The following is a 23,501-nucleotide window of genomic DNA, read 5'->3' as shown; positions in this document are numbered from 1 at the left end:
TTAGAATTAAATGGAAAACAAGGGCAGAGGGGGAAATTAGGAGCAACTCGAACTATTCGCTTAATTCTTCAAACGTTGCATCATACAGCCTAAACATTGTTTTGTAACCGGATTCGTCTATTTTAATGCCCGCATCCAACGTTCCGGTCAGCTCCAACGCTCCTGATGTATAGCGCAGCTTCGTATCGGAAGGTACGAACACCATCATAATCTTGTTCCAATAGGTTTCATCTCCGTTGTCGAACGGGCATTCGGCGCCCGGAGCGGGAATGAGCAAGAACCAATGCTTGTCAAATGATAGCACTTCGCCCATATAGCCTTTAATCTTGACTTGCTTGCCGGAAAGCTCCCAAAATTTATCTGAAGGCGTATCTTGTTTCTCGTTATCGAAAAATTCAGACCAGAGCAACGTATTGGAATAGGACTTCTCCGGCTTAGTATTCGGCTCATTGTTCTGCTGTGCGGCGGCGTTTTTTTTCTTGCTGTCTGCATCTGGAGCGGTACTAGCAGTTGATTTATGATTGCCTGCAGTTGAAGGCTTGATCTTGCTCTTCACACTAGTGCCCGTAAGGGGCTGCTGCTTGGCATTAGGCGAAGGATTAGCATGATGCGCCGGACTGACTTTATCCAATGTACTGCTATTCACTGCCGCAGCTGACTCCTCTAATTTAGATCCGAGCTTGGAGTTTGCTGTGGAATTTTTCTTGTTGTTGGCTTTGTCTGCTTGGTTATTTGGCTTCAAGCTGTCTTGCGGCGGCTTCGTTGAGATGTCGCCGCCCGTGGTGCTGCTGCCAGAACTGCCGCCTGCTGCCGTATCCGCTATGTGTGCTATTGCTGTCGCTTCTTCTAATGTCTGCTGATCCACAGCTGCAGCAGCGAAAGATTGAGGTGCGGCGCTATCAGACTGCTGTTGATAATGGCCGCAAGCGGATAACAACAGACTTAAGCTTATTACTGAACCTGCAGCTAGACTATTGAATGTTATTTTCATTTCCTTTTCGCCTCTTTTCCTCGTTGGTCGTCTTTCTCCTGTCCGCTAAGTGCGGAATAATTGAAGGGAATCGACACGATACACTTTCCAAGCCGGTCCGATCGAAGCGACAAAGCCTACAAGCAGTGCCCCAAGAAGAAGCCATCCTTCTCCCGGAACGAAACGTAACGCATCAACATGCACTCCGCTCCATTCCAATATGGAGCTTGCAAAGAAGTAGGTGACGAGGTGTCCAAGCAGCAAGCCAGCTATCGCTCCGATTGCTGTTAAGAACAAGCCTTCGCCAATTAAGACGGACCATAACGTATTGACGTGATTTGCCGATTAAGCGCATGAGGCCGACGTCTTTGTTTCGTTCCGTCACAACGGAGGTCAGGGACAGCAACAGGGAAATAGCCGCAAGCACTACACATAGGATGGAAACGAACTGAACCAACTCTGTGCCTTGATCGACCACGTTAACGACATCAGCTACTGCCTTGCTGGTATAGACCGCTTGGACATCAATACGCTGGTTATATTTATTTTTAATCATCTGGGCGCCGAGCAGCGACTTGGGCTGAACGAGAATGGCGGTTATTTGTTTGTCCTCATCATGCGTTATGCCGTGGACGTGCCAAGCATAATCAACGGTTGTAAATACAGCCCTGTCATCCGCTGTGCCGAGCGGAGGGAGAATGCCGACGATTTGATATTCAAAGTGCTCGTGATCGGGTTCATCATGTTGCTCTTCGTGATTATCCGATGTCGTGTCAAACGAATCGACGCTGCCATGCACCAGACCATGACTCCCGTGAAAGGTGTCACCAACGTGTAGTCCAAGCATGTTCGCAACATGGGATCCTACGACTGCTTCACCGGTTTTGTTGTACATACCGCCAGCTATCAACGAATGATCACCATAGCGCGTAAAAAAGTAGGAGGGTTCTAGTCCGACAATCGGATACCCATTGTAGGAATCTCCAGCTGTCATCGCAAAAGCTTTCGCTACTTCCTGTTCATTCTTCAAATCATGCAGCACTTGGAGCGGAATATTGCTACCCGGTGAACCAACGTGGTAATACGTATTTAGCACGAGCTGCGTCTGACTTCCTTTCGAACCGAGTGTCAGCTCGAATGGGCCATAGCCTTTCTGCGCGCTTTGCTCGACACCCTCACTAGCCTGCAGAAGAACGATGATAAGGGCAATCGTGAGCGTGATGGATAATGCCGTGAGAATGGAAAGTGTCTTTCTATGCATGACGTTGCGCCAAAGGAAGTGGAATATATTCATGCTTGCTTGGCTCCCGTCGCAATTGATGAGCCCCAATTGACCGGACCTTGAATCATGGCATATTGATTTATCGTTGCGATATATACTTGCTTCGGATAGTGTACGGCTAAATGCTGATCGTGGGTAACTGTAATTAAAGTCGCACCCTCTTCTTGCGATAGCGTCAGCAGCAGATTCATTGTAAGGTGTGCCGTTTCATAATCCAAGCTGCCGGTCGGCTCATCTGCAAGCAGGAGTGCGGGACGGTTAATGAGTGCGCGTATCATAGCTACTCGCTGCTGTTGACCTCGCGATAGTTGGCTAGGCAAATGGTTCATACGCTCCTGCAAGCCGACTCGTTCGAACCACTGCTGAATGTGCTGATATCGCTCCCGGCCATTCAAAGGTCCTTCATAGACAAGCTCAATGTTCTGTTTCGCTGTAAGCGAGGAGATGAGATGGAAGTCTTGAAAAATAATGCCAACATGCTTGGAGCGGAAGCGATCGCGCTCCAGCTCCGACATCCGATGCAGAGGCTCGTTAAGGATGATACATTCTCCTTCATCGACAGGCAGTACCCCGCATAGCACGTAGAGCAGTGTGCTCTTGCCGCTGCCGCTTGGACCTAGAAGGGCAATCTGGTCGCCCTCTGATACGTGCCAATGTTCAATGTCAAGGATAGGGATCAACTGTTGCTGATTACGGAAAGACTTATGCACCTGATGAAGCTGAATCATAAGGTCACCTCACTGGAACGGGTAGGATGACGTGTGCCATCCTACCCGATTTTCAAAGTCAATATGGTTATTTCAGTGCAATGCGTTCAGACAAGGAATCCCATTTCAGAGCCTGACCAGTTAATTTGCTGAATGCGTCAAGGTTTAAGTACAGCACGTTGCGGTCTAATTCTGCCGGCAGTGTGCTGGCCTGGCCGTTCACTGTTACCGTGTTACCGTCTTTTACTTTCAAGGTTACTTTTCCTTTTGTGAATGTTGTTTCCTTTGCTGCGCTGTTGTTCGATACCTTGATTTGCAGAGCTTTTGCTAATTCCACTGCAGGGTACATGATGCTGCCTTCACGGGTTACTTTAAATTTCGGGTACAAATGCTTGCTGCGCAGTTCAGCTGTAGCCTTCGTCAGATCCAGTCCTGCAACTTGAGCAATGTCTTTAGCGATATCGGTATTGTCGACTTGCCCTTTGACAAGCTGGCTAATCGGACCATAGGCCCATACGCCTACGTCAACGGCAGAGTGTCCGTGTCCGGACCATCCGACCAAATAACGCTTCGCCATCACTTGGTTAAATGCACCTTCCTGCTTATAAGAGGATCCGTCGCCCTCCATAATGTATTGCGCTTCATCCTCTGTCACATCGGTAAAGCCGGTATATTTCTTGATGAGTTCTTTTACTTCATCTGTTGTGACGGCTTTGGCAAGCTGTGGCCCAAGGAGCTCGGATGAAATCTTTTGTTTATCCCATGCATCCACGTTCAGCTCGTAAATGTTATCGCGTGAGAGCGAGAATCCGCCTGTTTCATGGTCCGCTGTTATTACGACAGAAGTATTGCCGTCTTTTTTCGCGAAGTCCAGCGCTACTTTGACTGCTGCATCAAAGTCCAACGTCTCTTGGATCATAGATCCTAAATCGTTCGCATGTCCGGCATGATCAATCCGTCCGCCCTCGATCATCATCGTAAAGCCTTTTGGATTAGTAGCCAACGATTCAATCGCTTTAGAGGTCATGTCAGCCAAGCTAGGTGTCTCTGTTTTGCGATCAAGCACGTAGTCTACGTGGGAATCATGGAACAGGCCGAGAATTTTTTTGTTCTTTGCCGTTAATGATTTCAAGCCTTTTTTATCGTATACAACTTTATAACCTTTTTTCTCAAAGTCTGGAATAATGGTTTTGTCTTCGCGTTTGCCTTTTTCTTTCTTGCTCACGAAGTGGCGTTTGCCGCCGCCAAGCAGAACATCAACATCGGATGTCAAATATTGAGATGCAATCGCATTTTCATTATCACGGTTGCGGACATGTGCTGCGTATACGGCAGGTGTCGCATGCGTGATACGGGCCGTTGTGACAAGCCCTGTTGATTTGCCGACTGTCTTGGAAGCCTCGATGACCGAGGCAAACGGCCTGGAAACATCCTCGTTAGAAACGCTAATTGCTGCATTGTATGTTTTGTGCCCTGTGGCAAAGGCAGTACCTGCCGAAGCAGAATCTGTTACTTCACCGGACACAATGGTATCGCCATCTTCGCCTTTATCAGCGAAGGTGGTGGCTTGACCCACATATATGCTGTCCAGATTCAGGTGAGGTTGTTTCAGCTTGTTCTTGGAGTAGATTCGAGCTGCCGACACTTGTGCAGGTCCCATGCCGTCACCAATCAGGACGATGAGATTTTTTGAGACAGGCTGAGGCTTTGCGGCTTCTTTCGCTAGCGTCGTTCCTGATTGCATCGCGCCAAGTGGAAGCATGAGAAGTGCCAGACCAATTACTAACGATTTGCGTACATATTTGTTCAACAGTTTCCCCTCCAACTGGTTATATATTTACATCCTTTATTGTAGAGGGGGAATGTCATGTGATTATTAAATGAATGTAAACGGAAATTCAAATGTATATGTAGTTTTTGTTATGGCTCTAATTTAGATCAGTGCTTGACAGTGTAATCAAAGGCTGAACATCAATGAAATACTCGACATTTTGCCAGAGCGATCAAATCGATCATGAAGCCGTAAACAAGAAAAGAAATACATAGTAAAAGTAGTAAAAGTGAAAACAGGTGTTGATTATCAGTATTTCAATGACATAAGTTATAAAATTGGAGACGTGGCTGATCAAACCAGTATTGCTCTATTCAGGGTGGAGGGGGCGATATTCTCCAAGAACACATACGCTCATTGTTATCCATGAGTCTGACCTTAAAAAGTGATCGGATATCAGGAAATCAGTGGCTTTTTTGCGCATAAATGTGTCTGGACATGCTTTGCTTTTATAAACAGATTGATTTACCTTGCAAAGACACTGCGTTTATAGACTCCTTTCGTTCAATCTCCCTACGACTCAGTAAGCGATGAGCATGTCAAAATTTGATTCTTACGGCTCAGGGAGCGATAAGCAAGCAAAGATTCTCTTGCGGTTAAGAAGCGATAGGCAGGCAACTTCTAATTGAAGGGGAGAATTGAAGGGGAGAATGGAGCAAAGGAAAGAGAGTCGAGTGTTAACGTAGGCGGCATCTGAAGAATTCACAAAAAATTAACGTTCCGCACGAAAAATTACAACGGTTCAGGCAGGAGCGGGATGCATGGGCGTAGAAATGATATAATACATATGCATTGTAAACTCTATTGAGAATGGTTCGCAATTTAGTCATATTTTATAATTAATATTAATAAATAATGATTATAATCTTGACATCATTATTATCGAATGATAACATTCAATATGGAAGTTGTTCTACAGCAACAAGCCTATTAACCCGTGTGAATCATTATTATTGATATAGTTCAAGGAGGAATTCAACATGGCAGAACGTTTAGTTGGCAGACCCGCTCCAGAATTCAACATGGAGACAGTAAATGGCGATGGACAAAACTTCGGTGCAGCATCTTTGTCCGATTATCGCGGCAAATGGTTGATTCTGTTCTTCTATCCGCTTGATTTCACATTCGTATGCCCGACTGAAATTACTGCGTTGAGCGATGCGGCTGGCGAATTCAAGAAATTGGATACTGAAATCGTTGGTGTATCGGTTGACTCCATCCATAGCCACCGCGCTTGGATCAACACAGCGAAAGAAGACAACGGCCTCGGCAAGTTGAACTTCCCGCTTGCTTCCGACATTACGAAGAACGTTGCACGTGATTATGGCGTTCTGATTGAAGAGGAAGGCGTAGCGCTTCGCGGTCTGTTCATCATCGATCCGGAAGGCGAAGTGAAATACCAAGTCGTTAACCATAACGACGTTGGCCGCAGTGTTGAAGAGACACTCCGCGTATTGCAAGCATTGCAATCCGGCGGTCTGTGCCCAATTAACTGGAAACCAGGCGACAAACATTTGGTAGCGAAGTAAGCATTGCGCTTGCCGCATCCATCTGCACGAACATAGCAAAGCCCCGGCGGAATTATCCGTCGGGGCTTTGTAGATCAGTTGAACGCTAATTATAGGGCATTGCTTAAATGTTCATACTTGGCCAAGTACTTCAGCACGGTGTCCACATAAGTAGCATGCGACCACGTTAGCGGCGCGACCGAGACGGGACTGCCGTCAAACGGATCAAGCTGCTCCGACAGAAGACCGCTCGACAGACTATGCGCTTCGACCCAGCGCAGCGTGTCATGGGCTTGCTCCAGCTGGGCAAGCGTTGAGGACATCGCAATGTCATAGCTCGCGAACCATAAAGTGCATATAATCCATGGATTGCCCGGAGCGAGGCCCATATCGGAGCAGCGTTGAAAGTAATAATCGCGATAGTAGCGGGCGATGCCCCCCGTGCTGCTTCGGATGGAGAGCTTCTCTTTTAATGACCGCATCGTGGACAATACACGCACGTCGTCCGCCGGCAGCACACCGAAGGCATAAATGCCGAAGATGCTGCTTTCCGGTGTCGTGTCCTGTGCCCACTGGCCGTCTTGCCGGTATAAGCCGCGTGCAAAGCGCTGTTCCTCCTCGTTCCATAAGTGGGTCACGATGCCTGCTCGAATCTCTTCCGCAGCTTGGCTGTACCGCTGCGCCCGTTCGTCATCTCCGAATAAGGCAGCGAACTTCGAAGCAGCGGTAAGGCCGCCGTACACGGCGGAGGCGGTAAACGTGAATATTCCGTACCGCTCCTCCCATAAATCATAGCTTGGCAGCGGCAGTCCCAGATTCGCATCACGGTAATGAAGCAGGAACTTCGCCGCCTGTCGGATGAGCGTCTGATAGAGCGATTGCGCCATTTCTATATCCCCGTGCTGCTCGTAATCCTGCCACAGGGCGTACAGGACGAGTGCCGTCTCATCCTCTTGAATCGGCAGCTGCTGCTTGCCATCATGAATATAAGGGTGCCAGCTCGAACCGACTGTCCCATCCGGGTTATATTTATGAAGCAAATATCCGTCGGACGTCAGCGCTTCGGCACAGAAGCGGAAGAAAGGCGCAATCATGCCATGGTAGCCGGCCGCAGACATAGCCTGAGCGACTAGCGCGCCGTCACGCGGCCACATGTAGCTGTAATGATCGCGATTGTATTGCATAATATCCGTGTCGTTCGCCGCGATGATGGCACCGTTCACGTCCGTTTGAGAGCGCACGATAAGCAGACTTTGTTTATAAAGCCGGATCAGCTCGGGTTCGAGATTCGCAAAGGAGCGACTCTGTTTGTTCACCCAGCGTTTCCAATACGTGCTTACCCTCTCGATAAGGTGTTCGGGGTGACTGCTGCGTACATATTCATTAAGCCGCACGACCTCTTCCAGACTGGTTCCGGCGCTGAACCAATAGTAGGCTGTTCGCTCACCAGAAGCCGGCACTTCGGTACGCAAGCTGAACGTACTGTCTACAGAGCCTTGAGCAATGTCATTTCCCATCAATTGTCCGTCCTCGGCGTCCTTCCACGTGCCCTCGGCTTGGTGGAACCGTTTAATGCCTGTCGAATATTCATAGATGCCTTCGAGTGTGCCATCCTGCCGCGTGCTTATGCCGTTGAACATGAAGTAGCGGTCCTTCTTATAATGAAAGAGCGTGCCGTTATTTGGGTAGTACACCGCGGTATCGCCCACTTCTGTTTCATTGATGACTAGATCCTGATGGAAAAATAGGCGAACTTTACGCGCAAAGGGATGGTGGTTAACGATGCGGATTCGTCTGAGAAAAATGGTGTCCCGCTGATGGACGGCATCATTCATATATAACGTCAGCCCTAATCGGGGATGTTCGGCTGTCACGTCCGTAACGAGGGACTCTTCGACGTAACCTAGGCGAAAGTCCCATTCCGGGTGATCCAACCAACTGAATTGTCCGTCGACCCACACGCCGACACGGCAGCGGTAACCGCCTACGTGATTTAATTGGCCTACATAAGGGAAGTAGACATCACGTATATAGGTATGCTCATCCAAGTTGACTAGGAATTTTCCGTTTCCTACGACGAGATGTCTAGGCACGTCATCACTTCCTTATCAAAGGTTGTGTATACTTTAATTTCCCCGCAAATTCATGAGCCAGAATTTGCGCCTTCATGGAGCTGTCCGCCTGCGCGATAATATGAAACAGCGGCTCATCCTGATCCGGTTGAATGAGAACCCAGCCTTCTTCCGATTGAATGCGAACCCCATCCAGAAATTCTGCCTGAACCGATTCCCGACGGACCCATTCCATCAGCTCCCGCATCATTCCGCCTTTCTCGTGCAGGGCACAAGGGACTTGCTCCTTCGCCACATGAATCGACGGCATGCTTGCAACAAGCTCGCGCAAGGAGCGCTGTTCGGCTGCCATAAGCTGAAAAATGAGACTCACCGCATATAAACGATGGGCGAACGGGGAGAAGGGCAGCCCATTCGTTGCTTCCATACGGGCGCGCAGCGGCTCTTTCGTCCGGATGATGCGGATTCCGCACTTCACGGCGACTTGCTCTAGTGTAATCGGAGCGCTGACAGGAACGCCTATGCTCGCATTGATGCTTGACTTCGCCAAGGCGAGCACGATGAGGGGAAGCAGCGTGTCTTCATGAATGATCGTTCCTTCGTCCGTAACGAGCTGGAAGGTGCCGTCTTCATTCAACATGACGCCTATCTGAGCCTGAACATTGCGGACATGCTCGATGATGGCCGCTGGATTTGGCTGCGCCGATAGGGTATGTACCCTCGTTCCGCCCAGCATGGAAGCGAAGCGCTCCGTTGTGGAAGCTTCGGACGGCGAGGACTGTACGATGATGGAAAAACAAGCATCCTGGATCAGTTCGAAATCGACCGCACGGCGCAGCGCTTCGATATAATCCGGGATGGCATGATCATATCCTTTCCATCGTCCAATCCGATTGGTGGCGCCTCTTGCAAAATCCTCTTGTAAATAAGCATTTTCAACTTTGCGCTCCAGGCTCTTGGCCATCGGCATACCTTGGGCATCCGTCCATTGTATAAAGACTTGTTCATTCTTCACATCGTTGCCAGCCACGCAGAGCTGCACGTGAACCGCACCGTCGGCCTTCAGTGTCTGTACAGCAAAGCGAGTGCACTCCATGGAGACAACGCCGATGTCGATGACATGGATGCCGAGCGAACGGAGGCCGGCGGCGAACACGCTTTTTAATAGCGTATCAAAGGAATGCATTCCTGAACCGAGGACAATAGCAGCGTCGGAGGGGAGAACGGAGCCATATGCGGCTGCAAGCTTCCCGACAAATTCGGGGGTAATGTCTCCATTCGGTCTGCCGACAATCCCTTTGCCGCCGAAGAGGGAGGCAGGCACCTCTTCACTCCATATCAACGAAGTATGAACCGTGCTGTGAGGTTGGATCTTTTTGTCCGGCCATAATTTTACTTGAGAGCGAATATGAGACTTATCTCCCAACACGCAGCCGTGCCCGATGACGGCTCCTTCTTGAATGTGGACATCATTGCCAATCAGCGTGCGGTGCAGCACGATCGCATCTTGGATGTCGCAGTGGCTGCCTATAAGGCTGCCATCCCATACGATGGTTCGTTCCAGCGAGCTGTACGGATGAATCACATTCCCAGAACCGAGGATCGTATAAGGCCCAACAGCGGAGGAAGGATGCAGCGTGCAGCCTGCTCCGATATAGGACGGTCCGCTGAGACGTATCCGCGAAGGCAGGCGCACCCCATGCTCCACAAATAAGCCTGGCATCGGTTCGGAAGCCGGAATGCGCACCTCGACTTTCCGGTCAAGCATATCGAACTGCGTCTGGCGATATTGGTGCAGGCTGCCGACATCTGACCAGTATCCATTCGCTACATAGCCGAAGAGCGGCTTCTCCTCCCGCAGCAGGGCAGGGAAGAGCTGCAGGCTGAAATCATAGCTTTCCCGTTCCGGAATCCACGACAATATTTCAGGCTCCAGTACATAAATGCCGGTATTTACCGTGTCGCTGAATACTTCGCTCCAGCTTGGCTTTTCCAGGAAACGAGTCACTTTCCCCTCTTCATCTGTCATGACCACGCCGTAATCCAACGGGGAATGGACTTGCGTCAGCACCATCGTGGCGAGTGCATGCTTCTGCTTATGATATTGGATGGCTTGACGCAGATTGAAATCAGTCAAGGCGTCGCCGCTAATTACGATGAAGGTCTCGTCTAGGAAGGAGGAGGCGTTCTTGATGCTTCCGGCTGTCCCGAGCGGAGTGCCCTCCTCAAAATACTGAAGCTGCACGCCGAAGTCAGACCCGTCTCCGAAATAGTTGCGAATGACATCAGGCAAGTATTGAACCGTGACCGCGATCTGGTGAATATCGTACCGTTTCAACAACTCGATAATGTATTCCATACAAGGGCGATTCAATAACGGTACCATAGGTTTCGGTGTCTTTAGCGTAAGCGGCCGCAGACGTGTTCCTTTTCCACCAGCCATGATGACGGCTTTCATCGGGCGATCACTCCTTCATATACTTGTCTCGTAGACACGGCTATTGTGTTCCAATCGTATTGCGTGCGCACCTTGTATAGCGCTGTGGCAGCCATCTCCGCCGCGTGCTCTGGATGCAAGAGCATGTCGGTCACATGCCAAGCGAGGGATTCAATATGTCCTGGCAGTGCTTTATAACCATCAATGCCATGGTCAACGATTTCTGCCAATCCGCCTGTGTCGGATACGACAACCGGCGTGCCGAAGCGCATGGCTTCCAACGCAACGATGCCGAACGGTTCATACAGACTCGGAAAGACGCAGACGCGGGCGGATTGAATTAGCGCATCTCTCGTGTCGTCTTGAACGAATCCGGCAAAATGAACCTGCTCCCCCAAGCTCATAGCTTGAACTTGGCCTTCTAGCTCCTGCTTCATCGGACCGGTACCTGCGATAATAAGCTTGGCATCCGGTACGGACTGCAAAATGCGGGGCATTGCTTCAATGAGCACATGTATGCCTTTTTCAAATACGAGCCGTCCGACATAGAACAGAAGCGGGGGCCCGGATGCGGGAACGGCTGCTCCGGATAAGTTTTGTATCGCAGCAGACTCCGCTCCAATTTCGACACCATTCGGAATCATCGTTATTTTGCGGCGCGGCAAAGAGAAGATCTGCTCGACCTCCTGCACCATAGAATGACTGCACACGATGACATGCTCTGCTTCTTCCGTAAGCTGATATTCCATCTGATGAATGCGCTGTGGCAGCTCACCTTGAATTCGGCCGTGGTTGCGCCCGTGCTCGGTCGCGTGAATGGTCACGATGAGCGGACAGCCGAATGTGCTCTTTATGTCTTGGGCAGCAGGATAGACGAGCCAATCGTGGGCATGAAGGAAGTCGAAGGTTAACCCCCTGCTCACCAGCGCATCTACTCCGTCAGACATGGCCGCGTTCATTTGGAATACCCAATCCATAAAGTCTATAGGGGTGACTGAATGTATAAGGGCAACGCGATGCACGTGCACGCCGTTCATCAACTCATAGGATGGAGCGTCCGGGACTTCACGCGTGATCACATGCACCTCGCACTGCTTCTCCGCCAAATGGCGGGACAGATCGTACACAGCCCGGGATAAGCCACCGACGATGAGAGGCGGGAATTCCCACGCCAGCATGAGGGTGACTTTCGCCTTGGGACTTGTGGAAGGGGGGGGAGGAAGCGGCTGGAGAACGGTGTAGAACGGCATATCTGTCCTTCTCGGCGAGCTGGAATCCGGAAGCAGAAGGCGATAATCGGCTGTCTTGAAGCATGGATATTCCGCCTCCATCTTCTCTAGCTGAATCAGGTCATACACCCCTTGTTCAAGCATATCCAACAGCAAATGACAGCGCCCAAGATGCTGTCGGGTCCGTTCGGCGGCATATTCCGTCACCGTGCCGGCATCCAGGATGAAAGCCCAGTCACTGCTGGCAGCCAGCATCCACTCCTTCAACGCCATATTCATGATGCGTTCCTGCACGGGTCTGAACCCCCAGCTGTCCCGCAGCCGCTGTGCATACTGCAGCAGACGATCTTCCGCATGATGAAGATGCTTATATATCCAGTCGTTGCGCTCTTGCAGCCATACGTCGGCGTATCCGCCGCGCCCCCAGCTGCTGAAGGTCAGATCCGTCTGCTCGCTGTCCGGGTAGGCTGCAATATAGTCGCTTGGCGCGACGAACTTCGTCCGCTGCTCATGCTGTTCCCCGCGGGCGTGCTGCTCGCGGAACAAGGCTTCCACCCACAGCGGCCCTTCAAACCACCAATGGCCGAACAATTCTGCGTCATAAGGGCAGACGACGAGAGGCGCCCGATCCATCCATGACTGCGCTTGAACCAGCTGACGCTCGCGGCTGTCCAAGAAATGCTTGGCGTGTTCCCGCACCTTGTGCAGAGCCCAATCCAAACGGTAGGGAGTTTTGTCTGAGCCCGCTCCTGTTATGCGGTAGTATTTCATTCCCGTGTTAAGCCTTGCTCCATCCTCCAATATATAGGGGAGGATATAATTCCATTCCGCTTCGTCATTCCAGCCCAAATCAAAGCCGATGTCGCGGTAATATTCCCGATAATCGCAATCTCCGGGGTAGCCTTCATAGCTGCTCCAGACTTGATGGGACGACTCCGGGTCCCGGGCAAAGGCGAACACACCGTCTTCGGTCATGGCAGGCGCATATTGAAGTCGGTGCGGCTGGGGCTGTGCCGTCAGTAATCCATGATGATCGACCATGAAATACCGGATTCCACTTGCTTGTAGGAGCGGCGACAGCTCGGGGGAATAGGCGCATTCCGGCAGCCATATGCCTTCTGGCCGATGTCCCAACAGCCGCTCGTGTTCACGTGCTCCGATCTCAATCTGAGCGTGGGCCATCACCGGATGCTTGATGAGTGGAAGAAAGGCGTGGGTGGCGGCGCAGGTGATGCATTCCAGCCATCCCTTCTGGATAAAATGACGGAACCACTCGATGACGCGGCCCCGACATTGACGATACATATGCAACCATTTGAGCCAACGCTCAAGATACAAGGCGGCGACGTTCTGCAGCTCGTTGTTCGTGCGAAGTCGCTTCGTCTCCGAACGCGCGAGCCGGATGGATGTCTTCAGATGCTCTTCAAATCGGGTCTGCATAAGCTTATCCTCCATCATCGACAGGAGCGTGGGCGATAGCGTCATCGTAATGCGGAACGGAACGTTATCTTGTTCAAGTCGGCGGAACACGTCAATAAGAGGCAGGTACGTCTCCATCATTGCTTCGAAGAACCAACGTTCTTCCAACGAATTCGGTCGATGCGGGTGACGCACATAAGGCAAATGCGCATGCAGGATAAGGGCAATCTGTCCCTGATTCTGCATTGGCGCATCTGACGGATACAGTATAGTTCCCTTCATTCACGGACTCCTTCTCGATTCGGATATAGCGTGTAGGTTGAGAATTGTTCAAAGGGTGAGGATGAGTCGGACGACGGAGCTTGAGATGATAACGAAACGATGCGTGTTGACGTCTGTTCCGAATCGGTGGATGCTGACGAGAGATTATGGGGAGTGCGAACGGCTGCAGAGCGTGCGATTGGTATAAATTGCAATGATGAGTTAAGAATACCGTAATCTGCTATATAAGATTGGCCCGGCTCGATGGAATGAATATAGATGGAATCCCCATCATGTTCTAGATGATCTAGATTCACATCGAAATATTGGACCGAACTGGACAGCAGCTCTCGTTGGTCCGTCACGGCATATATTCGAATTCTCTTGGTGAATTCATACCAACTCATGCGGTAGTGTCGTTCTGTGGCTGCACGTTTACGCTCGGATATGTCCCAGTACGCAAATAAGGTGCATGGATCTTTGACCATAAGATGCATAACTGAATGATGCTGGCGCGAAGACCATTTGTCCTTGATAGGTGAGCGGATGAGAGTTCTCCCCCTTTCGATAACATGGGTTCATATATATCCGGTACGGTCCGGTTTCATGTCAGATCGTTTTGTGAATATTTGAAAAGCGTTGTGAGAACCTATGAAAACAAGCGCAAAAACATTGGGGTCAAAGCAACTGCAGCGGCTTAATCAACAATGTTTCTCCGCAGGTTTCTTCATTACGCTTTCCGTCAGACGCATGAATTCGTCATACCGGTTCTCCGAATGAAGCAATCGCTCATACCAGCTTTCGGATACCGACGGATAGGCCGCCGTTTCCCCGGTAGCATAGTGTACAACCAATTCATGATTCACTTCGTCGTAGCGTAAATAGTGAATTTGCTTAGAGGACACAAACAGCACATTCGGTTTCATACGCAAGCCCCCATTTCAGAGATTGTTCCACATCTATATGCGTTACAGCTTGACGATATACGTGAACACGGACTTGAAATAGGTCATTAGAAGGAAGTTGTAGTAAAAAAAAGGAATTGAGCGGGATAGCGGCGAATAAGCTACAACAATCTAGTCTTCAATGGATCCATGCGAGGAGGGAGAACATGAGCTTTTGTTGTGGAGCAAGCATGATTGGGACCAATGGTACGCTGCAGCATTATCGGACTCGGATTCATAATGTTCCCCTGTTGCTTTGCCCAGTATGTCATCGCATTGAAGTGCATTTTTTAGTGGAAAATGAGTATGAAATACTGGCGGAATATGCACAAAGTGACGGTGCGGAAGAGGTCGATTTCCGTGATTACGTCACTTCGGAAGACGGTCGACTGTTCGAGAACTGCATCAATCATGAGAATGATGATCCGCTCGAACTGGTGAAGAACCAGATTGACAATGCGCTGGACCTGCTGGCTGTGGCGAAGCAGTGGAACGATACGCAGTGGGAATCTCAGTTGAAGCGCCGCCTGGCGCTGATGAGCCGCCGCAAGGCGCAGTTATTGAAGCAGAAATAGGAAATTGAAGGTGATTGGTATCGCAGCGGATGCCAGACGGTAAAAGGCGATGGTTGTCATAAGTCCTGAAGCGCATTGGCGAATGCTGGGCCGATTCGGCTAAGGCGGACGAACTCGCCTTCTTTCACATGCATACCCTCGCGCAGCGCCTTTAAATTACCTTTAGAGGATGCGAGTTTATTTGTCTATTTTCGACATAATAATTGGTTGACGTTTTTGCCAAAAGTTTACTATGATGGTACTGTTGGAACGAACCTATGGGACGGAAACGGTTGCCGTATAATGAGGTGAGTCACAATTGAATGCGCTGAGTGCGAAGGAAGAACGTAATCAATCGGAATGGAAACAACGGTACATCAATGGGTTGCGGCACTATATCCTGAACGGCGGCGATCAAGACTTGCAGCAAGTGAGAGATTCGGCCTGCGCTACGAATCAATTGAACCCACAGGATGTATTAAGCATCCATGAGGAAGCGTTGTTCACCGTGCTATCCCATGTCGAAATGGATGAAGGCATCAAGGTGCTTAATCGTTCGTTCATTTATTTCATGGAATGGATTACGGCTATTAAGACAGAACAGGGAAGCAAGGAGGGGAATGCAATGGTATTAGACCCGATTCGCGAGCCTTGGATTCAGTCCGCACAGGCGTTGTGCTCCACCCAGAGCGTACGCAATAAGTATGAGAATGTGCTGCAACAGATGGATAGCGGAATTGTGCTGTTTGACAGCAGCGGGGTACTGTCCTTTATCAATGTAGAGACGGCGAAGCTGCTCGACATTCCCCGCAAAGCGCTGGTCGGATGTTCCTTGCGCGAATTGCTCTTCCACCCGCTTTTAAAGAGGGACAAGCGTAAAATGATTTTGCGACTGTACAAAGATACCATTTTAACAAGAAAGCGCTATCATGAATTCTCTGACCGAAATGATAGACATTATCTTGTTACTGTAACATACGGAGACCAGATGGATGGCGACTACCTGTTCAGCATCAAAGACGTGTCGGATTTCAAGCGAATCGAACAAACCGCTTATCAAAATGATAAACTGGCCATACTCGGCAAGATTGCAGCGGCCATCGCCCATGAAATCCGCAATCCACTGACCTCTATTCGCGGCTTTATTCAATTGCTGCGTCCGCATTTGATGCAACTGGGAAAAGAAGAGTATGCTCGGATTATTTTAGCTGAAATTGACCGGGCCAACGACATTATTTTCGAATTTCTGAACTCTTCGAAACCTTCAGCTCCGATGACCTCAGAAGTTCCTATCTCATCCCTCCTTCGAGAAGTGGTCCTCCTCACCGAAAGCGACGCGCTCATGAAAGGCTGCGAAATCGAATTGATGGATCATCCCGAGGCAGGCTCCCTTTTTGTATCAATCGACGTCAAGCAAATTAAGCAAGTCATTCTAAATATGATTCGCAATGCCATCGATGCGATTGACCACGTTCACACCAAGCGAAAAGGACTCATTCGCATCTCGACTCAACAAGAAGGAATGTATGTGTCCATCAAGATTCACGACAACGGCAAAGGCATGGATCATAAGACGTTAGATCGATTGTTCGATCCCTTCTTCACTACGAAGGAAGAAGGCACCGGTCTCGGATTGTCCGTCAGCTACCGGATTATTAAAAATCACGGGGGGACGATTACGGTTGACAGCAAGGAAGAGGTGTGGACGGAATTTATCATACGACTGCCGTTGGCGTAATGTCGGATAACACATCATCCCGAGGTTGAAGTCATTTTGAATGGGCAAATGGCCCTCCGTCTCGTACCCGATTTGAACTTGTGGTACAATATGGAGGGCATTTGGCATCATCATTTTTATACAAAGGGATGGTACATAAATGAAACTAGCAAATGTGACATGGTTGAAAGATGTTAAGGTTCAAGTACAAGCCTCGGCATCAAATCAAGTTGACGCGGACGCCGTAGTCGTTATCGGTACCAAAGCGGAATTCGAGCAGGCGGCAGATTTCCCTGGTGCAGAAGCATGTGCGGAAGCGGTGCGCCGCGGATTGTTCGAAGCAGGCTGCTGCAAGACGTATGTTGTTCCAACGGGACAAGATCATGCGCCTGTGCTTATCGCCGTTGGCCGCAAAGAGGAAGCGTTAACGGTCAAGCAAGTGCGTTTGATGTTGGCGGAAGCGGCTCGAGAAGCAGTGAAGCTTCGTCTTGGCCGCGTGTCCGTTATCATTCCGCAGGAGCTCGTGCAAGCTTCGGCGGAAGATGCGAAGATGATGGCTCACGCGATGGTGGAAGGCTTTATGTTAGGCGCTTATCAACGCGTCACGTATAAGAAAGATGCAAAGCCGGCGCATGCATTCGCATCGTTCACGCTGTGCGCGGAAGGTCTTGCCGAAGCGGCTTGGACAGAGGGCGCAGAACGCGGCAACGCATATGCGTACGGTACGACGTTTGCCCGCGATTTGACGAATCTGCCGGGGAACGTATTGGTTCCAAGCACGCTTGCAGAAGCGGCGCTTGAGCTTGCGAAGGACAGCGGCTTCGAGGCACACGTTCTCGATGAGTCGCATATCGAGGAGAAAGGCATGGGCGGTCTTCTCGGCGTCGGCAAAGGCAGTGTGAATCCGCCACGCATGATAGTATTGAAATATCAAGGCAAGGACGAATGGACAGACGTCTGTGGTCTCGTTGGTAAGGGGATTACGTTCGATACGGGCGGTATTTCCTTGAAGCGTGCGGGCAATATGGACGAGATGATTTGCGATATGGGCGGTGCAGCGGCGGTATTGGGCGCGATGGCAGCGATCGGTCGCATTCGTCCGCAAGCGAACGTGCTGTGTGTTGTCGCTTCGGCAGAGAATATGCCTGCGGGCAATGCGTTGAAGCCTGGTGATGTGCTGACTTCCTACAGCGGACGCACCATTGAAGTGCTCAATACGGATGCAGAAGGCCGTCTTGTCCTTGCAGACGGTATGACGTATGCGAAGGAGCTTGGCGCAAGTAAGCTGATCGACGTCGCAACGCTGACGGGCGCTGTCGGTGTGGCGCTTGGCAGCATTACGACTGGCGTCGTAACGAACAACGAAGAGTTCTTCGGCCAGTTCAAAGCGGCTGCGGCGCGCACGAATGAGCTGGTATGGGAGCTTCCTTCCAACCAAGAATATTGGGATATGCTGAAGAGCGACGTAGCTGACGTTCGCAATGCCATTCCAGGCGGCGCAGGCACGATTACGGCAGGTCTGTTCGTGGGCACCTTCGCCGATGATCTGCCTTGGGTGCACTTGGATATCGCAGGCACGGCCTTCTTGGCCAGCGGACGCGGTGTCGATCCAAAAGGAGCGACCGGGGTTATGGTGCGCACGATTACGGAAACGGTGCTTGCGCAGTAGAGACGTGCATTTCGCGCATTACTAATATATATGGATTCGAATATACAACAAGGGAGAGACCATTGGGTCTCTCCCTTGTTGCTTGTAGAGATAGTTCACTCACCTTGTAGGGTTATGTGAAGTCTAGTTTGTTATCGTAGTTCGATAGCTATCCTGTCGGAGCGTGTGTACGCTTCTTCGGAAGGCGCCCGTGAACCGATTTCTGCGTAGCTGCAACTTTTGAAGTTGGCTCTGCAGGCGACCGGCGGCTAATCACGTTGTTGACGATGAGCGCGCACACGATAAGCAGTGTTCCGAACATCTCCGCTCCAGAAATGGAGTAGCCTTGAATGACAGAAATAATAAAGGTGGTCGCGGGCACAAAATTGATGAACAGCATCCCGTTGATGGCATGCAATCGTTGAATGCCTTGAATCCAGCTTAATAGAGCCAGCAATCCGGCGACGACAATCATGAATAGCATCTCAGGCATAATAGTAACGATGCTGCTGACAGCCGGCGTATCGACGATTCCAAGTACCGTCATTATCAATACGATGGCAAACGTAGTGACTCCGCCGTATAGCGAGGTTAGTGCCGAGAATCGCAGCGCTGACCAACCCGAGAATTGATCGCTGCTCACGGTGAAGATTACCCAGCCGGTTACACCGGCGAACACCGACAGCAGGGGCAGCAATTGCAAGCCGCCGTTCGCAAGTGTTGCGAAATCCCCTTTCGTGACGACGAAGAGCACACCTATGAAAGCAACGATGACACAGCTTAAGGTCCAACTGTTCGGACGCTTGCGGGAGACCATCCATACGAATAATACGGCAAGCATCGGCATGAACGACTCCATAATCGAAGCGAGCAGCACTCCTGACTTGCCAAGCTGTTGCTGCCCCCAGAATACACCGAAGTTATATACGGTAAAAGCGAGTGTACCGAGCACCCACAGCTTCAAGCCGCGGCCTTCGGTGCGGAAAGCCCGCTTTCCTTCTTTTAAACCAAGAATAACAGCCAACAGCAAGCCAACGACAAGGTAACGAATTCCTGAGAACCAGAACGGATCAATATGATGCAGCGCGCTCTCAGCAATGGGGAACATGGCGCCCCACGCAACAGCGGCGAAGAGGCAGAATAGCGCTCCTTGCCAGAAATGTTTCTTACTCATGATGAATGTTCACTCCTACTGTACGGTCCTGATGTTTGCAACTCAACGAAATTCATCATATGACTATTTTAGTATCTTGTAAAACAATTGAAAGTGATTTAAGAAGATATCACTTAGAATAATAGCTCACACTTACTGTGAAGGATCAGTCATGAAGGAGTCATCAGCATGGACGTAAGTGATATTCATATCTTTATGGCAGTTGTCGAACATGGCAGTGTCAGCCGTGCTGCCGAGGAAATGGGTTACGTTCAATCCAATGTAACGGCCCGCATCCGCTTGCTGGAGCAAGAGCTCGGCCACCCGCTGTTCCATCGTCACCGCAGAGGCATGATGCTGAATGCGGAAGGGCGCAAGCTGCTATATTATGCGGAGCGCATGACTCAGCTGATGAACGAGATAACGAAGGCGTTCCAAGATACGGATGACCCTTCCGGCTCCTTGCTTATCGGCTCGGTAGAGACCGTCGTCGGCTTGCCGGATATCCTCAGTCTATTCTATCAGAAATACTCAAAGGTAGACCTTTCGTTAATGACTGGCGTTACAGAGAAGTTGACGGAAGAGGTGCTTGAATATAAGTTGGACGGCGCCTTCGTCTCTGGACCGGTGACGGCAGCCAATGTGGAGCAGCATCCCGTATTCGACGAGGAGCTGGTGCTCGTCTGCGGCCGCGGCGTCATGGAGGGGCAGATTCGGGATTATTATGTGCGCGATCTGCTGCATCGGCCGCTGCTTGTATTCCGCAAGGGATGCGGTTATCGTGCCAAGTTGGAGCAATGGCTGCAACAAGAGGGGATTTCGCCCACGAAAGTCATGGAGTTCGGTACGCTCGAGACGATTATCGGCACCGTGGTTGCTGGACTCGGCATCACGGTCGTACCACGGGCGGCAATCAGCAAATTAGAGGAGGAAGGCGCACTGCGGGTGTTCCGTATTCCTCAGCCGTTCAACAAGGTGTCGGTCGTATATATTCGCAAGGGAGACGCATATCTGAGCGAAGTGGAGCGGCGCTTCATGGAGACGATCGAGGAGATTCGCAGAAGGCGGGGAGGCCATATCCCGCTGACGACACTATAGATAACAGGGATAACATAGCAGCGCATGAATAAGACAAGGGTGAATCGTTCCTGAAGGAATGGTTCACCCTTGTGCATTATTATTGTGGAAGGTTGCCGTGATCAAGGCTGCTCCGGTCTGCCTGTGGCTTGGCAGCGGAACATGCCGACGAGCAGGAGCGATTCAGCGCGCAGGAGGCGCATGCTCCTTGCTTGCTTTTTCGAACGTGACGGACAACCATCCATATGGCATAGGCAAAGATAGCGGCAACTAATCCGATTTCTATCCATGGCATTGTATATCACCTTCTTCTTAAGCATAGCCGAGCAATCGCCCGACACCGGTAATGAGGAGCGCAACGATGTAAGCAATGACAAAGGAATATCCGATAGCAAATGCTGTCCAGCCCCATGAAGATGTCTCTTTGCGCAATATTCCGACTGTTGCCAGACACGGGACGTACAGCAGGATAAATGCACAGAACGTAAAGGCAGATAGCGGTGTAAACGCTTGGGCGATTTGCGCTTCCAGCAGCGCTGCATCAGGTGCATGATAGATGATGTTCATGGTTGATACGACAATCTCTTTGGCCAAAAAACCGGTAATTAATGCTGCTCCAGCCTGCCAAGTTCCGAATCCGAGCGGAATGAACAGCGGTGCGAGCAAGCCGCCGATGTAGGCTAAGAAGCTGTCGTCCATCTCCACGCCGAACCCGCCCGGTCCCGCATACGTAAGGAGCCAGATCAGCACCGATCCCCCGAGAATGAAGGTTCCGGCTTTGCGGACGAAGCCTTTCCCTTTCTCCCATGTGCTGCGGAACAGGGTCTGCCATTGAGGCATGCGGTATGGCGGGAGCTCTACGACGAATACGCTTTGTTCTTCCTTCATCATCCGCTTCGTGAAGAGCTTCGCCAGCAGCAAGGACAGCACGATGCCGAGCAAATAAAGCGAGAGGACGACAAGCGCCTGATGACTTTCGAAAAAGACGCCGGCAAATAGGGCATAGACCGATAGACGTGCCGAGCAGGACATAAGCGGTACGAGCAGCGTCGTGACGAGCCGTTCCCGCGGCTGTTCGATCGTGCGGGCGGCCATGATCCCGGGCACGTTGCAGCCGAAGCCGATGACGAAGGGGATGAACGCTTTGCCGTTCAATCCGACAGCTTCCATCAATCGGTCCATGACGATCGTAACGCGTGCCATATAACCCGAGTCTTCGATAAAAGAGATGAACAAGAACAAAATGAAAATTTGCGGTACGAAGACGAGCACGCCGCCCACACCGGCAATAATGCCTTCTTCCAAGAGCGCATGGGTAAAGGACGAGGCGCCGATGGAATCTAACAAGGACGAGACGCCAACGGTTAACGGTCCCGAGAAAAAGGCATCCAATGCATCTGAGAGCGGTGTGCCGATCCATTCAAAGGTCGCTTTGAACATCAAGTACAAGATACCAATAAATATCGGAATGCCGAGCCAACGGTTGGTGACGATAGCATCAATTCGCTCGGTTAACGTATGAGGCTTCCGCTCATTCATGTTCACTGAGGATGACAGCACTTCGCGGATGAAGGAGTTGCGAACCGCCCGCAGATGCTGCGCCAAGTGCAATGCCTGTCCATGCGCACGCAATTGGTTCTCGGTCTCCTCCCCTATCAACTCCAGCTTCCTCTGTTGAGCAGAATCGAGTCTGTTGTGCACCCAATGTTGAACCGTCTCATTGCGCTCTAAGTATTGCAGAGCCACCCAACGAAGAGGCACATTTGCTTCGGGAAGCAAGGCGCTCATTTGCGTAATTGCCGCTTCCACTTCATCTCCATAATGAAGCTGGAACGATAATGGTTCATTCGGGGAGGCGGCTTCGGAATTCGCAGACTGGAGCTGCCCGATGATGTCTGATATGCCATGTTTGCGCCGGGCATTGACCGGAATAACTTTGACTTGAAGCGCTGCAGACAGCTTCTTCGGATCGATGTGGATGCCGCGACCTTCCGCGACGTCATTCATATTCAATGCGATATAGGTTGGAACGCCATACTCCAATAGTTGAACGGTCAGGTATAAATTACGTTCAAGCTGGGAAGCGTCTACGACATTTAAGAGAGTATCCGGGGTTTCATGCAGCAAATATTGAACGGCTACGCCCTCGTCACGGGACATCGGGTGCAGTGAATAAATACCAGGTAAATCTATTAACGCTCCAGACTGACGATGAAGCTGTCCAACTTTTTTCTCGACGGTGACGCCAGTCCAGTTGCCGACATATTCGTAGGAACGGGTTAGCGCGTTAAATAGGGAAGTCTTGCCAGTATTCGGATTGCCGACAAGCGCCGTCGTCCAGGTTGTCATGTGTGCTTCACCCCGATGAGCCGGGCAACGCTCCGCCGGATGCCGAACAATTGTCCGTTGGCTTCGAGCGTAAGCGGTCCGCCGAATAGGCTGGTGCGCTTCATATGCACATGAGATCCTTCTTCCACTCCCAGATCGAGCAAACGTTGGAATATAGTCGAATGGACACGGGTCAAATCGCAGATGCAAGCTTGTTGTCCAGGCTTGAGTTCACATAGAGTGGTGTTGATTTCAGCAGCAGTCGATGGCTGTGTACTCACGGGAATTCCCTCTTTCTATCAGTTTACAGCTTTTCAAATCTCTTAAAGCAATTTGCAATTTGGAATGATAATCTTTATCATTG

19 protein-coding genes are annotated in these 23,501 nt (G+C 50.6%); 5 read left to right on the top strand and 14 right to left on the bottom strand.

Annotation, left to right across the window (positions count from 1 at the left end; translation table 11 throughout):
* Window positions 1-52 precede the first annotated feature (52 nt).
* The 5 genes from M3650_RS05850 to M3650_RS05835 all read right to left on the bottom strand — a co-directional run bounded on the left by M3650_RS05850 (window position 53) and on the right by M3650_RS05835 (window position 4,721).
* Entirely contained in the window at window positions 53-991 is a 939-nt protein-coding gene (locus M3650_RS05850; RefSeq protein WP_251573157.1) for a hypothetical protein, read from the bottom strand.
* A 45-nt stretch (window positions 992-1,036) separates the two neighbouring features.
* The gene (locus M3650_RS32235; protein WP_311295031.1) at window positions 1,037-1,267 is read right to left on the bottom strand and encodes an ABC transporter permease family protein; all 231 of its coding nucleotides are present in this window, start codon (window positions 1,265-1,267) and stop codon (window positions 1,037-1,039) included.
* A complete protein-coding gene (locus M3650_RS05845) occupies window positions 1,164-2,231 on the bottom strand; it encodes an ABC transporter permease (protein ID WP_311295029.1) in 1,068 nt (355 codons plus the stop codon). Before M3650_RS05845 ends, M3650_RS32235 begins: the two co-directional genes overlap by 104 nt.
* Before the next feature lie 29 nt (window positions 2,232-2,260).
* Window positions 2,261-2,980: an ABC transporter ATP-binding protein gene (locus tag M3650_RS05840; protein ID WP_251573155.1), complete on the bottom strand. Its 720-nt coding sequence runs from the start codon at window positions 2,978-2,980 to the stop codon at window positions 2,261-2,263.
* A gap of 67 nt (window positions 2,981-3,047) precedes the next feature.
* Window positions 3,048-4,721, bottom strand: a complete 1,674-nt coding sequence (locus M3650_RS05835) for an alkaline phosphatase (protein ID WP_483311728.1) — start codon at window positions 4,719-4,721, stop codon at window positions 3,048-3,050.
* Between the two features lie 1,049 nt (window positions 4,722-5,770).
* Here M3650_RS05835 and M3650_RS05830 point away from each other — a divergent pair.
* Entirely contained in the window at window positions 5,771-6,319 is a 549-nt protein-coding gene (locus tag M3650_RS05830; protein ID WP_019421406.1) for a peroxiredoxin, read from the top strand.
* Between the two features lie 89 nt (window positions 6,320-6,408).
* Here the strand turns inward: M3650_RS05830 and M3650_RS05825 are convergent, their stop codons facing one another.
* The 5 genes from M3650_RS05825 to M3650_RS05810 form a co-directional block, all read right to left on the bottom strand.
* Window positions 6,409-8,391, bottom strand: a complete 1,983-nt coding sequence (locus M3650_RS05825) for a glycoside hydrolase family 15 protein (RefSeq protein WP_251573150.1) — start codon at window positions 8,389-8,391, stop codon at window positions 6,409-6,411.
* 4 nt (window positions 8,392-8,395) lie between these two features.
* On the bottom strand, window positions 8,396-10,828 hold the full coding sequence (locus M3650_RS05820; RefSeq protein ID WP_251573148.1) for a sugar phosphate nucleotidyltransferase: 2,433 nt from the start codon (window positions 10,826-10,828) through the stop codon (window positions 8,396-8,398).
* Window positions 10,825-13,737 (bottom strand): 1,4-alpha-glucan branching protein domain-containing protein, encoded by a 2,913-nt coding sequence (locus M3650_RS05815; protein ID WP_251573146.1) that lies wholly within the window; start codon window positions 13,735-13,737, stop codon window positions 10,825-10,827. The genes M3650_RS05820 and M3650_RS05815 overlap by 4 nt, the downstream gene beginning before the upstream one ends.
* Window positions 13,734-14,204, bottom strand: coding sequence for a DUF4912 domain-containing protein (locus tag M3650_RS32530; protein ID WP_369011094.1), 471 nt, complete (start codon window positions 14,202-14,204; stop codon window positions 13,734-13,736). Before M3650_RS32530 ends, M3650_RS05815 begins: the two co-directional genes overlap by 4 nt.
* Before the next feature lie 213 nt (window positions 14,205-14,417).
* A complete protein-coding gene (locus M3650_RS05810) occupies window positions 14,418-14,642 on the bottom strand; it encodes a KTSC domain-containing protein (RefSeq protein WP_019421401.1) in 225 nt (74 codons plus the stop codon).
* Window positions 14,643-14,827: 185 nt separating this feature from the next.
* On the opposite strand from M3650_RS05810, the gene M3650_RS05805 reads away from it, so the two are divergent.
* The 3 genes from M3650_RS05805 (at window position 14,828) to M3650_RS05795 (ending at window position 18,600) form a co-directional block, all read left to right on the top strand.
* Window positions 14,828-15,235: a hypothetical protein gene (locus tag M3650_RS05805; RefSeq protein WP_251573144.1), complete on the top strand. Its 408-nt coding sequence runs from the start codon at window positions 14,828-14,830 to the stop codon at window positions 15,233-15,235.
* A gap of 298 nt (window positions 15,236-15,533) precedes the next feature.
* Entirely contained in the window at window positions 15,534-16,952 is a 1,419-nt protein-coding gene (locus M3650_RS05800; protein WP_019421399.1) for an ATP-binding protein, read from the top strand.
* Between the two features lie 139 nt (window positions 16,953-17,091).
* Window positions 17,092-18,600, top strand: a complete 1,509-nt coding sequence (locus M3650_RS05795; RefSeq protein WP_251573142.1) for a leucyl aminopeptidase — start codon at window positions 17,092-17,094, stop codon at window positions 18,598-18,600.
* Between the two features lie 148 nt (window positions 18,601-18,748).
* On the opposite strand, the gene M3650_RS05790 is transcribed toward M3650_RS05795, so the two are convergent.
* Window positions 18,749-19,753 (bottom strand): DMT family transporter, encoded by a 1,005-nt coding sequence (locus tag M3650_RS05790; protein WP_251573140.1) that lies wholly within the window; start codon window positions 19,751-19,753, stop codon window positions 18,749-18,751.
* 168 nt (window positions 19,754-19,921) lie between these two features.
* On the opposite strand from M3650_RS05790, the gene M3650_RS05785 reads away from it, so the two are divergent.
* The gene (locus tag M3650_RS05785) at window positions 19,922-20,830 is read left to right on the top strand and encodes a LysR family transcriptional regulator (protein ID WP_019421396.1); all 909 of its coding nucleotides are present in this window, start codon (window positions 19,922-19,924) and stop codon (window positions 20,828-20,830) included.
* Window positions 20,831-20,909: 79 nt separating this feature from the next.
* Here M3650_RS05785 and M3650_RS33110 read toward each other — a convergent pair whose 3' ends face one another.
* The 3 genes from M3650_RS33110 to M3650_RS05770 all read right to left on the bottom strand — a co-directional run bounded on the left by M3650_RS33110 (window position 20,910) and on the right by M3650_RS05770 (window position 23,418).
* Entirely contained in the window at window positions 20,910-21,050 is a 141-nt protein-coding gene (locus M3650_RS33110) for a hypothetical protein (RefSeq protein WP_311295044.1), read from the bottom strand.
* A gap of 71 nt (window positions 21,051-21,121) precedes the next feature.
* A complete protein-coding gene (feoB, locus tag M3650_RS05775) occupies window positions 21,122-23,158 on the bottom strand; it encodes a ferrous iron transport protein B (RefSeq protein ID WP_251573138.1) in 2,037 nt (678 codons plus the stop codon).
* A complete protein-coding gene (locus tag M3650_RS05770; protein WP_019421393.1) occupies window positions 23,155-23,418 on the bottom strand; it encodes a FeoA family protein in 264 nt (87 codons plus the stop codon). Before M3650_RS05770 ends, feoB begins: the two co-directional genes overlap by 4 nt.
* Between the last annotated feature and the right edge of the window lie 83 nt (window positions 23,419-23,501).

It is taken from the genome of Paenibacillus sp. MER TA 81-3 (assembly GCF_023713585.1).
Lineage (GTDB): Bacteria > Bacillota > Bacilli > Paenibacillales > Paenibacillaceae > Paenibacillus_B > Paenibacillus_B profundus.
The sequence above is the reverse complement of the archived record's forward strand: the minus strand, read 5'-3'. Positions and strand labels throughout refer to the sequence as shown.

What these genes read in the sequence shown, in the direction of transcription:
- M3650_RS05835 (WP_483311728.1), bottom strand. Translation starts at nt 4,721, where the DNA reads ATGCTTCCACTTGGCGCGATGCAATCAGGAACGACGCTAGCGAAAGAA.
- M3650_RS05840 (WP_251573155.1), bottom strand. Translation starts at nt 2,980, where the DNA reads ATGATTCAGCTTCATCAGGTGCATAAGTCTTTCCGTAATCAGCAACAG.
- M3650_RS05795 (WP_251573142.1), top strand. Translation starts at nt 17,092, where the DNA reads ATGAAACTAGCAAATGTGACATGGTTGAAAGATGTTAAGGTTCAAGTA.
- M3650_RS05785 (WP_019421396.1), top strand. Translation starts at nt 19,922, where the DNA reads ATGGACGTAAGTGATATTCATATCTTTATGGCAGTTGTCGAACATGGC.
- M3650_RS05820 (WP_251573148.1), bottom strand. Translation starts at nt 10,828, where the DNA reads ATGAAAGCCGTCATCATGGCTGGTGGAAAAGGAACACGTCTGCGGCCG.
- M3650_RS05845 (WP_311295029.1), bottom strand. Translation starts at nt 2,231, where the DNA reads ATGCATAGAAAGACACTTTCCATTCTCACGGCATTATCCATCACGCTC.
- M3650_RS32530 (WP_369011094.1), bottom strand. Translation starts at nt 14,204, where the DNA reads ATGGTCAAAGATCCATGCACCTTATTTGCGTACTGGGACATATCCGAG.
- M3650_RS05850 (WP_251573157.1), bottom strand. Translation starts at nt 991, where the DNA reads ATGAAAATAACATTCAATAGTCTAGCTGCAGGTTCAGTAATAAGCTTA.
- M3650_RS05805 (WP_251573144.1), top strand. Translation starts at nt 14,828, where the DNA reads ATGAGCTTTTGTTGTGGAGCAAGCATGATTGGGACCAATGGTACGCTG.
- feoB (WP_251573138.1), bottom strand. Translation starts at nt 23,158, where the DNA reads ATGACAACCTGGACGACGGCGCTTGTCGGCAATCCGAATACTGGCAAG.
- M3650_RS05815 (WP_251573146.1), bottom strand. Translation starts at nt 13,737, where the DNA reads ATGAAGGGAACTATACTGTATCCGTCAGATGCGCCAATGCAGAATCAG.
- M3650_RS05810 (WP_019421401.1), bottom strand. Translation starts at nt 14,642, where the DNA reads ATGAAACCGAATGTGCTGTTTGTGTCCTCTAAGCAAATTCACTATTTA.
- M3650_RS05830 (WP_019421406.1), top strand. Translation starts at nt 5,771, where the DNA reads ATGGCAGAACGTTTAGTTGGCAGACCCGCTCCAGAATTCAACATGGAG.
- M3650_RS33110 (WP_311295044.1), bottom strand. Translation starts at nt 21,050, where the DNA reads ATGGTTGTCCGTCACGTTCGAAAAAGCAAGCAAGGAGCATGCGCCTCC.
- M3650_RS05790 (WP_251573140.1), bottom strand. Translation starts at nt 19,753, where the DNA reads ATGAGTAAGAAACATTTCTGGCAAGGAGCGCTATTCTGCCTCTTCGCC.